This window comes from Candidatus Binataceae bacterium, from assembly GCA_036495685.1.
Lineage (GTDB): Bacteria > Desulfobacterota > Binatia > Binatales > Binataceae > JAFAHS01.
This window is the reverse complement of the sequence record DASXMJ010000113.1, coordinates 1-10,119: the sequence shown is the minus strand read 5'-3', so window position 1 is coordinate 10,119 and position 10,119 is coordinate 1. Positions and strand designations below refer to the sequence as shown.

Sequence of the window (10,119 nt, the reverse complement as noted above, 5' to 3'; positions counted from 1 at the left end):
CGCTCGCGGAGTTCCACCCGCTGTGGATCGAAGAGCCCACCAGCCCCGACGATATTCTCGGACATGCCGCCATTCGCCGCGCGATTCATCCAATCGGTGTAGCGACCGGCGAACATGGCGCCAACCGCGTCATCTTCAAGCAGCTTATGCAGGCCGGTGCGATCGATTTCTGCCAGTTCGACAACTGTCGCCTCGGCGGACTCAGCGAAGCGCTGGCGGTTCTTCTGCTCGCTGCGAAATTCAACGTTCCGGTCTGCCCGCACGCGGGTGGTCTCGGTCTCTGCGAGTACGCCCAGCACGTGTCGCTGATTGACTACATCTGCGTGAGCGGCAGTCTCGAGCGCCGAATGACCGAATTCGCCGACCATCTGCACGAGCATTTCCTCAACCCCGTCTCGTCTCGGGGCGGTCGCTATATCGTCCCGACTGCGCCCGGCTTCAGCATAGAGATGAAGCCGCATTCTTTAGATGACTACGAATTTCCGCAGGGTCCCAAATGGCGCCGGTAACCCCGCCTTGGCCGGCCTCCTCCTTAGATTGCTGAGCGCCGACGGCGGCGCGCTGCTCGAGCCGGCCTATCCAAGCGCCACGCCAGAGGTTCTATCCCTGGGCCGGGCATTGGCACCCGCTGCAAGCACCACCCGCCTCGACTCGCTACTCTAGACGGAACACCAATTCCATCTGCGCCCACCACTCTCCGGGCTTCGCATGCACCGTGGGCTCCTGAAACGTGGCCATCAACTGCTGCCATTCCTGCACTCGCGGGGAACTCTTTTCATAGCGCGCGAAGTCGCGCGCCAAATCGAAATCGTCATCGGTCTCCATGAACATGAAGAGCTGGCGTCCCAGCATCCAGATGAGCATCCTGCGGATGCCAACCGACTTCAAACCTTGCTGAACCTCCGGCCACGCCGTGGCGTGATATTCGACGTAGCGACGCCGAATTTCTGGGTCGTCCTTGAGGTTGATGGTCTGTCCATACTGTTTCATGGCAATTGATTCCGTCCTAAAAGACCAGCACGCCGCCATCAATTGGATAAGCCTGTCCCGTGATGAACGATGCTTCATCTGAGCATAGATAAAGGGCGAGCGCCGCTACCTCCTCCGGCGTACCCATTCGCCCGACGGGTTGATACTCGGAAAGCTGCTTGAACATCTCCGCTTCACGGCCCGGATAGGTGTTGTTAAGGTATCCGTCAACGAACGGCGTATGTACGCGGGCCGGGCAGACGCAGTTGCAGCGGATCTTGTCGCCAATGAAGTCCACGGCGATCGATCGGGTCATCGCCAACACCGCACCCTTGCTCATCGAGTATGCAAATCGATCGACCAGGCCGATCAGCGAGGCGATCGAAGCAAGATTGAGAATCGCACCGCCACCGTCCCTTTTCATCCGCGCCACCGCCGCCTGCGAGCAAAGAAACAATCCCTTGACGTTGACCGCGTAGATGCGATCGAGATCGCCTTCGCTGGTGTTTTCAACGGTTCCGATATGCGCGATGCCGGCAATTGTTGACGAGGATGTCGAGACGAGAGGCTTCCCGGTCGATCCGGCCGAAGGCCGCCTGAACTGATTGCGCCGAGGTCACGTCGCAATCGATCGCGGTCGATGCCCCACCTTTCGCGCGAATGTCCGCCGCGGTCTCCTCCCCGGCCCTGGCGTCGCGCTCCATTACAAACACGCGCGCACCCGCATTGGTGAAGGTGTTGGCGATCGCGCGGCCAATCCCCGACCCAGCTCCGGTTACCGCCGCGATTTTCCCGTCAAGCCGAAACATACCGCCACCTCCGAAATTTGAACCCCGTGCGCTTCGAAGCTGCCGGTGAGGAATTTTGGCGGTGCTCGTCGGCTAGAGGTTGGTAAGAATCGGCGCCCGCGTGGCCGCGATGACGTCCCGGCTCACCGCGCGGGACGAGCACCTTTTAGCAACGTGTCCAGATCAAATTTGAGAAATTCCCCAATCCGTTCGATCGTGAAGTCGGGCGCCGGATACTTCGCCACTTCCTTCGGGTCATTGGCATAGTGGCCCTGTCTTGGGAACACCGTAGTCACGCACGTTCCCCATTGGCGCTTCACCTCCGCCAGGATCCTCACCTTGTCATCGACCAGTACGTAGTGGTCCGCCGGGTATCGCTGCGCGACATCATCCAGTTCGGTTTCCTTGTGTATGTAGATCAACACCTCGCCGTCGATCGCGTCGTAGATGCCCGAGCGGTAAATCTTGTGGGGCTGAAAGACCACGTCTCCATCGGACAGAATTATTGCCTTACCCATCTTCCGGGCATGTTCGATCGCGTCGAGCGAATCCGGAAACAGGCGGTTGGCGAACGGATAGTCCACCAGGTACATCGAGGCGCCGAGAATCTTGAAGTCGCGGGGGTAGACGACCCGGTAGCGTTGCAGCGCTCCCAGGTAATCGGCGTAACCGAGCTCGCTGCGCAGTTGCTCGAAGAATTCCCAGTAGCGCTTTTGCTGTTCGGCGCCGACATCGCGCTCGAGGTGCTTCATCAAATCCGCGACGACTGCGTCATTGTCTACCAGGGTGTTATCGATATCGAGCAGGAACACTACCGGATGGGTTGCCACGTATACCTCTCCTCGAGAGCTCGGCCGAGCGGGTTTGGGTCATCCAGATTAACCATAGACCCTGGCTTATGGGAACTTGTACCGGCGCCGGAAGAGCGCGGCCGTAACATTTGAGGATTAGCAGAGGCGATGAGTCATCAGGGCCAAGGGGCGCCTACCGCCCGTGGCCCTGCATAGATCGACAGCCGCAGGATCGCGGGGGTATTGGATAGAGATGAAATTTCCCAAGGGATTCCTCTGGGGTACTGCTACCGCCGCACATCAGGTCGAGGGCGGCAACATCAATTCCGACTACTGGCTGATGGAGCATCTGCCGGTGAGTCCCTTCGTGGAAAAGTCCGGCGACGCGTGCGATCAGTATCATCGCTATGTCGAAGATTGCGCTCTTCTCGCACAGCTCGGATTCAACTCCTATCGATTCTCAATTGAGTGGGCGCGGATCGAGCCGGAGGAGAACGAGTTCTCTCGCGCCGCGATCGAGCACTACCGGCGGGTCCTTAACGCCTGCCACGACCACGGGCTCGCCCCGATGGTGACGCTGCATCATTTTTCCTCGCCGCGATGGCTGGCTGCCAAGGGCGGTTTCGAGACCGCTGCCGTGGGGGAAGCGTTCGCGCGCTACTGCGCACGGATCGCCCATGACCTCGGCGATCTGTTCGCCAGCGCATGTACCATCAACGAATTGAACTCCGTCGCTCATCTTCAGCATGGCGGGGTAATGCCGCCGGACGAGGTCATCGTCCAATTACCCTGGCGGATCGAGGCCGCGCGCCTCAGCAACACGACTCCGGGCTGCTACTCGATGTTTCCTTTCGCTGCCCGCAGCGTGACCGGAGAAAACGTTCTGCACGCGCATCGCCTGGGAGCGGCGGCGCTGAAGTCGGGTCGCGCAAAATTCCCGGTCGGCATGACCGTCGCGATGCAGGAGATCGAAGCGCTTCCCGGCGGAGAGATCAACGCGGCGCGCGCATTGCGCGAATCCGAGGATGTCTTCCTCGAGGCGGCGCGCGGCGACGACTTCGTTGGCGTACAAACCTATACTCGCCGCCGCGTCGGGCCGGAAGGGCCGGTCGGTCCCGAGCCGGGCGTCGAGCAAACCCAGATGGGTTATGAACTCCGCCCCCAGGCGCTTGAAGTTACCGTTCGCCGCGCGGCCGCGGTTGCGAAGGTGCCGATAATCGTTACCGAAAGCGGAATCGGTACCGAAGACGACTCTCGCCGCCGCGCATTCGTTGAAGCTGCGCTCGCGGGCGTCGGACGCTGCATCAAGGACGGAATCGATGTGCGCGGGTACTATTACTGGTCGGCTATGGACAACTTCGAGTGGCTGTTGGGTTACATGCCGAAGTTCGGATTGATAGCAGTCGACCGCATAACCCAGTCGCGAACCGTCAAGCCTAGCGGGCAATGGCTGGGAAGAGTGGCCCGCGCCAACTCCACCGAGGTGGCCGATTGAACGCGGCCCCAGGTCGACAACCCACACCGGCCCCCGCGCTCTGGTCGGCGGAAGCGGCGCTCGCAGATGCGGCACTCGCCAAGGTGCGCCGGCATCTGCTGCCTTTCCTTTTCCTTCTCTACATCGTCAATTACATGGATCGCATCAACGTAGGCTTCGCATCGCTCCGCATGAATCATGACCTTGGCCTCAGCGATCAGGTCTTTGGTGTGGGAGCCGGGGTGTTCTTCATCGGCTATTTTATTTTCGAAATTCCCAGCAACCTGATTCTTGCCCGGGTGGGCGCGCGTACTTGGATCGCCAGGATCATGATCACCTGGGGTTTGGTGGCGATTGCCATGATGTTCGTTCGCGGCGAAAGGAGTTTCTATACCCTGCGCTTTCTGCTGGGCGCCGCGGAGGCCGGATTCTTTCCCGGCGTGGTTCTGTATCTCGGATGGTGGTTTCCGGAACGCGAGCGCGCTCGCGCGATCGCACTGTTCATGACCGCGACCGCAATCGCTGGAATCGTGGTAGGCCCAATCTCCGGCGCCCTGCTGATGATGCACGGTTTCCTCGGCATAAAAGGATGGCAGTGGCTGTTCGCGATGCAAGGTTTCCCGGCAATCGTTCTCGGGCTCGTGGTTGTGTTCTGGCTCCCTGATCGACCGGACGAGGCGCGGTGGCTTTCGGCGGGCGAGCGCGCTGCGCTTGCCGAGACCCTTGCACGCGAGGGCGCGCTTCGCGACGTCGGGGCCCGCCACACCCTCGGCGAGGCTCTCCTCGATGCTCGGGTCTGGCTGCTCGCAGCGATCTACTTCGGATTTGTAATGGGAGTATATGGAGTCAACCTGTGGCTGCCCCAGATCGTAAGCGGTTTCGGCCTGGGCGGTGACTTCGCGATTGGAGTAATCACTGCGATCCCCTCCGTTGCAGCCGCATTCTGCATGGTGCAAGTCGGGCGCGCGTCCGATCGCAGTGGAGAGCGGCGGCGCTATCTCGCGCTTGCCCTGACTGTTGGTGCGCTGGGATTGCTGCTGTCGGCGATCACTCGAAATCCGTACCTCGAGCTCGCAGCCATTTCGATCAGCTTCGCGGGAATCTCGAGTGCGCTGGGTCCGTTCTGGGCAATCCCCAATCTATTTCTCGGCGGCGCGGCGGCGGCCGGGGGTATCGCGTTGATCAATTCGCTTGGCAATCTCGGAGGGTTCGTCGGTCCCACGCTGATGGGCTACATGAAAGAGACCACCGGCGGCTTCGCGGACGGTCTTGCGTTGCTCGCACTAGGGATCGCGGGCGCCGCTTCGCTCTCAATGTTGGTTCCGCAATCGAGTAATTCCTGAACTGGCAGCGCATGCCGATGGTCGCGTTATACTTGTCTGCTCCCCGTCCCCCGGGGTCTAGGGTCGGAGAGTACCTTGAGTTGCGCATCAACGCCGCGGTGCGACGGGTTGCGATATGCAACTTGTCTGGCTGCGCGCAATTCGCTAAATGGCCAACAGAATCCGTCCTCCTCAGGAGTCGCAATGGCAGAACTGAAGAATCGACAATGGCTTCTCGCGGGGCGTCCCCAAGGAATCATCAAGGAAACCGATTTCCGCTGGCACGAATCCACGGCCCCGTCGCCCAAAGACGGCGAACTCCTCATCCGCAATCTGGCTTTCTCTTTCGATCCGACCCAACGCGGCTGGATGTCCATGGATACCTACATTCCCGCGATTCCAATCGGACAAGTGATGCGCGCCAGCGCCATCGGCCAGGTCGTCGAGTCGAAAAAGCCGGGGTTCGCCAAAGGTGACTTGGTGCAGGGGCTGTTCGGATGGGAAGACTACACGGTCACCGACGGCGGGGGACTCTTCTCGGTCGAGAAATTTCCTAAAGGCACCGATCCGATCCTCTCGCTCTCTGTGCTGGGCATCACCGGGCTCACGGCATACTTCGGCACCCTCGAAGTGGGCCAGCCCAAGAGCGGCGAAACTTTCGTGGTTTCGGGCGCCGCAGGCGCGACCGGCTCGGTCGCCGGGATGATCGCCAAGCTTAAGGGATGCCGCGTCATCGGCATTGCCGGTGGCCCGCAGAAGTGCGAGTGGCTGACCAGGGAAGCCGGCTTCGATGCTGCAATTGACTACAAGCATGAAAACGTCGGGGAAGCTTTGACCCGTCTCTGTCCCAAAGGCATTGACATTTACTTCGACAACGTCGGCGGCGAAATTTTGGAGCTGGTCCTCGACCGACTCGCGTTCCGCGCGCGCGTTATCCTCTGCGGGGCAATCTCACAATACAATGAAGCCGCGGGAGTGATGGCCTATCCGCCGCGTAACTACTTCCGCCTGATCTTTCACGGCGCGCGGATGGAGGGTTTCCTGGTGTTTCACTTCGCCCAACAATATCCTGCGGCCCGGGCCGCTCTTTCCAAATGGCACGCCGAGGGCAAGGTCAAAAATCAAGTCGATCTTCAACGCGGGCTCGAAAACGCGCCCAAGACCATAATCCGGCTATTCACCGGAGCGAATTTCGGCAAGCAGCTGCTCACTCTTGCGAACCCCGAGTAAGCGCACCCCGAGGAAACCTACAATGCACAGCAACATCGAGCACGTCGAAGCGTCGCTGAACTACCTTGCGCCGGACTCCGAGAAACCGATGAATTACATGTATCGGCCGCCTGAGGGAGTTCCGGCGCGCACCGGCACGTACGTGAAACACACGATGCCGATTTGCAATGCGCGCGCGATCCGCGATGAGCTGTCGCTCGACAGACAGGGCTTTGCGCTAGTCCATCAGCAGAGCATGGTGTGCAACTTCTATGATGATCAGGAAGTCCACGCCTTCTACTACCCAGAGGTCGCGCGGCTCGTCAAGCAAGCGACCGGAGCGATAAAGGTTCACGTGTTTGACCACAACGTACGAAATCGCGAGATGATGAAGCGCGGCGAACAAGGAGTGAGCGAGCCGGTCAGGGTAGCGCACAACGACTACACGCTGAAGTCGGGACCCCAGCGCGTGCGCGACCTGCTGCCCGCCGAAGCCGACGTGCTGTTGAAGAATCGCTTCGCGGTCATCAACGTTTGGCGCCCGATCCGGGGCCCGGTACAGGAGAGTCCGTTGGCGGTCTGCGATGCGGCCAGCATGGTGCAGAGCGACTTTGTCGCACAGGATCTCAGGTATCACGATCGAATCGGCGAGGTTTACTCCGTCGCATACAACCCCGACCATCGATGGTTCTATTTCCCACACATGGAGCAGACCGAAGTGCTGCTTCTGAAGTGCTACGACTCGGATCCAGGACGCACTCGCTTCACCGCCCACACCGCATTCGCGGATCCCACCAGTTCTCCAGACGCCCCTGCGCGTGAAAGTATTGAGGTGCGCACGCTGGTATTCTTTCCCGCGGCCTCCTCGTCCTGATTTAGCCTCGGGGATCGCCCACACGGTCGGCCCTCGAAGTTACGAGCTCTTCCGCCGATTTTGGTGGATTTCCCGACCACCACGCGTTTGCGACAGGCCGATCGGCGAAAATTATCTTGGTTTCGCGCCAGAGTGTCGCAAAAATTCGGTAAGCAGTGCGTACCCGCGCTTTAACTAGGGTAGGTGCATAAGCTAGGTGCTTTGAGTTCGCGAATTGCCCTTTGTGACGAAATCTGGCAATAAAAGCCCAACGGGAATGTTTCTTGCCCACTTTATCCTAGACGAATTGGGAAATGAGCCGGCGCGGACGCCTGATGTGCGCACTGTCTTCCTTGATCGAAAGAAGATTCTCTCCGGCGATTTTTCTCTCCGCTGACTTAATGTGGCTAGATGAAGGACGACGATAAAGTTCTGACTGTAACGGAAGTCGCGGAATATCTGCATGTCCATCCCAGTACGATCTATCGCCTGCTGAGAAAACGAGAGATTCCCGCATTCCGAGTCGGCAGCGATTGGCGCTTCAATCGCGAAAGCATCGATGATTGGCGGACTTCGCGCGAGAAGCGATGACTATCGGCCCCGCCGGTAATTTTTTTAGATCCTCTCCCTTTTCTCCAAGAATAGAGCCTCCAACCGGACGATAGACGGGCGCGCCTCTTGCACCACGAATGCCTGCCGGCATGAGGGCCGGGGAGGGAGCGCTTATGCTGTATTGGGCGTTGGTGTTTCTGATCATTGCGCTGGTCGCCGGGGCTATGGGAATGGGAGGCATTGCGGGCACGGCCGCGGGCATTGCGCGGGTGCTGTTCGGCATTTTCATCGTTCTGTTTCTTGTCGGGCTGGTGTTGGGCTTGCACGTTTTTTCCTGACCTGATTGTTCGATAGACCGTCGCCCGCTAGCTTGGCCGGGTGCGCTTTGCTGCGGAAATTCAGGGCATCTTCGATCGTGTAGTTACGCGACTTGGAAGCGTGACCGGAATCGAGGCGATCGCCCTGGGAGGATCGCGTGCTCGCGGCACAGCTGACCGTCACTCGGATATCGATCTGGGCATCTACTACGACTCGCGGAAGCCCTTTCGGCTCTCCACGCTAGATCGAGCCGCCCGAGATCTCGACGATCGCAACCGTCCTGGTCTGTTAACCCCGTTGGGTGCGTGGGGAACGGGCGTGGATGGAGGAGGATGGCTCCAGATCGGTGGACGGCACGTAGACTTTCTTTACCGTGACCTGGTGGCCGTCCGTCGTGCCATCAAAGATTGCCGCGTGGGACGGATTTCAGCCGCCTATCAACTCGGCCACCCGATGGGCTTTCATTGCCAGATTTACCCCGGCGAGATCCGCTGCTGCGTACCGCTTCACGATCCGCGCTCAAGGCTGCGACAGCTCAAGCGACAGGTCGCCACATATCCGGCGATATTCAGGCGCGCGATGGTTACCAAGCATTTTTTCGATGCGACCTTCGAGCTTGCGATTGCGGTCAAGCCCGCAGAGCGCGGAGACACGAGCTATGTGACGGGCTCTCTGTTTCACGCCGCGGGTTTCATGACGTTGGTCCTCTACGCGCTCAATCGCCAATGGCTAATCAATGAGAAGGGCATGCTTCCGGCATCGCGCGGGTTCAGAATTCGTCCACGAGGATTTCATTCGACAATCGAAGGCGTGATGGCTGAGCCGGGACGGACTCCACGCGCGCTCCAGCGCAGCGTCTCCCGGATGCGCTCGCTTGCGATCGCATTGCGTGCGACGGCGGCGCGCGCCGGTATCGTCGTCAACGGTTTCGATCTTTGAGCGCGCGCTCGATTTCCCGCCGCATGGTTTTGCGTGCGATCGCTTCGCGCTTGTCGTGCAGTTGCTTGCCTTTGGCGAGCGCGATTTCAACTTTCGCGCGGCCGTCCTTGAAATAGATTTGCAGCGGAACGATCGAGTACCCGCGTTCCCGCACGCGTCCCCACAGGCGATTGATTTCGCGGCGGTGCAGCAGCAGCTTGCGCGGACGCGTTTCCTTGTGGCTGAACTGTCCCGCCGGCGCATACGCGCCGATATGAATACCGTGCAAAAACAGCTCGCCATCTTTCACCCGCGCGTAGCTGTCGCGCAGATTGGCTTTGTGGGCGCGCAGGGCCTTTACCTCGGTGCCGACCAGCGCTAATCCCGCTTCGTATGTCTCCTCTATAAAAAAGTCATGACGAGCCTTGCGGTTTTCGGCCACCAGGTGGGTCGCGGGTCGCTTTCCATTCTCGCGGGTCATTAGTTCGCAGCTTATCGTCGGCCGCGTCGGTATTTAAGGGCTCCGCGGAAAGCGGCACCTCTCCGGGCTGCGGCTTTTGGATGGGTGCCAACTCCATAACGTGGCGGAGCCGGTCTTTTTCCCACAGAACTCGGCGACCCGCTCAGGCAAATCTCATCGGGCACTTTTTCGAGTCCGCCCAGATAGCGTAGTAGATGTTGACCAGCTACTACCTCGGTGGTCGGCCCCAAAAAACCGCTGCAAATTCGGGAAAGTCGCACAAGCTGGATTTGTAACCCTCGCGCACAAGCGGGTTGCGAGCAGTGGCAATCGAGCTTAAATTATATGTGCGTAACCGTTCTCGCCGATTTTTCCGGCACTCACTCACAATCGTGGGGGCGAACCGGGTTCGACGGAGACATGAAGGCTGTGGTCGCACGTCGGGTGGCGCTGACCCGTAAAAAA

At 59.7% G+C, this 10,119-nt stretch carries 13 protein-coding genes; 8 read left to right on the top strand and 5 right to left on the bottom strand.

Annotated features, from left to right (window positions below; translation table 11 throughout):
- Positions 1-509: enolase C-terminal domain-like protein (locus VGI36_11320; protein HEY2485734.1), on the top strand; the 509-nt coding region annotated here is incomplete at its 5' end.
- A gap of 145 nt (positions 510-654) precedes the next feature.
- On the opposite strand, the gene VGI36_11315 is transcribed toward VGI36_11320, so the two are convergent.
- The 4 genes from VGI36_11315 to VGI36_11300 form a co-directional block, all read right to left on the bottom strand.
- On the bottom strand, positions 655-990 hold the full coding sequence (locus VGI36_11315; protein HEY2485733.1) for an L-rhamnose mutarotase: 336 nt from the start codon (positions 988-990) through the stop codon (positions 655-657).
- A 16-nt stretch (positions 991-1,006) separates the two neighbouring features.
- Positions 1,007-1,450, bottom strand: coding sequence for an SDR family oxidoreductase (locus tag VGI36_11310; protein HEY2485732.1), 444 nt, complete (start codon positions 1,448-1,450; stop codon positions 1,007-1,009).
- Positions 1,451-1,478: 28 nt separating this feature from the next.
- A complete protein-coding gene (locus VGI36_11305) occupies positions 1,479-1,778 on the bottom strand; it encodes an SDR family NAD(P)-dependent oxidoreductase (protein HEY2485731.1) in 300 nt (99 codons plus the stop codon).
- Positions 1,779-1,900: 122 nt separating this feature from the next.
- Positions 1,901-2,587, bottom strand: a complete 687-nt coding sequence (locus VGI36_11300) for an HAD family hydrolase (protein HEY2485730.1) — start codon at positions 2,585-2,587, stop codon at positions 1,901-1,903.
- 214 nt (positions 2,588-2,801) lie between these two features.
- Here VGI36_11300 and VGI36_11295 point away from each other — a divergent pair, with 214 nt between their 5' ends.
- From VGI36_11295 to VGI36_11265, 7 genes are all read left to right on the top strand, one after another.
- Positions 2,802-4,043, top strand: coding sequence for a family 1 glycosylhydrolase (locus VGI36_11295; protein ID HEY2485729.1), 1,242 nt, complete (start codon positions 2,802-2,804; stop codon positions 4,041-4,043).
- Complete coding sequence (locus VGI36_11290; GenBank protein HEY2485728.1) at positions 4,040-5,365, top strand: MFS transporter; 1,326 nt, start codon at positions 4,040-4,042, stop codon at positions 5,363-5,365. Before VGI36_11295 ends, VGI36_11290 begins: the two co-directional genes overlap by 4 nt.
- Before the next feature lie 183 nt (positions 5,366-5,548).
- Positions 5,549-6,574, top strand: coding sequence for an NADP-dependent oxidoreductase (locus tag VGI36_11285; GenBank protein HEY2485727.1), 1,026 nt, complete (start codon positions 5,549-5,551; stop codon positions 6,572-6,574).
- 22 nt (positions 6,575-6,596) lie between these two features.
- Positions 6,597-7,427 (top strand): CmcJ/NvfI family oxidoreductase, encoded by an 831-nt coding sequence (locus VGI36_11280; GenBank protein ID HEY2485726.1) that lies wholly within the window; start codon positions 6,597-6,599, stop codon positions 7,425-7,427.
- 390 nt (positions 7,428-7,817) lie between these two features.
- Complete coding sequence (locus tag VGI36_11275; protein ID HEY2485725.1) at positions 7,818-7,997, top strand: helix-turn-helix domain-containing protein; 180 nt, start codon at positions 7,818-7,820, stop codon at positions 7,995-7,997.
- A gap of 134 nt (positions 7,998-8,131) precedes the next feature.
- Positions 8,132-8,296, top strand: a complete 165-nt coding sequence (locus VGI36_11270) for a DUF1328 family protein (GenBank protein HEY2485724.1) — start codon at positions 8,132-8,134, stop codon at positions 8,294-8,296.
- A gap of 40 nt (positions 8,297-8,336) precedes the next feature.
- The gene (locus VGI36_11265) at positions 8,337-9,215 is read left to right on the top strand and encodes a nucleotidyltransferase domain-containing protein (protein ID HEY2485723.1); all 879 of its coding nucleotides are present in this window, start codon (positions 8,337-8,339) and stop codon (positions 9,213-9,215) included.
- Here the strand turns inward: VGI36_11265 and smpB are convergent.
- Positions 9,196-9,675, bottom strand: coding sequence for an SsrA-binding protein SmpB (gene smpB / locus VGI36_11260; GenBank protein HEY2485722.1), 480 nt, complete (start codon positions 9,673-9,675; stop codon positions 9,196-9,198). The genes VGI36_11265 and smpB overlap by 20 nt on opposite strands.
- Positions 9,676-10,119 lie beyond the last annotated feature (444 nt).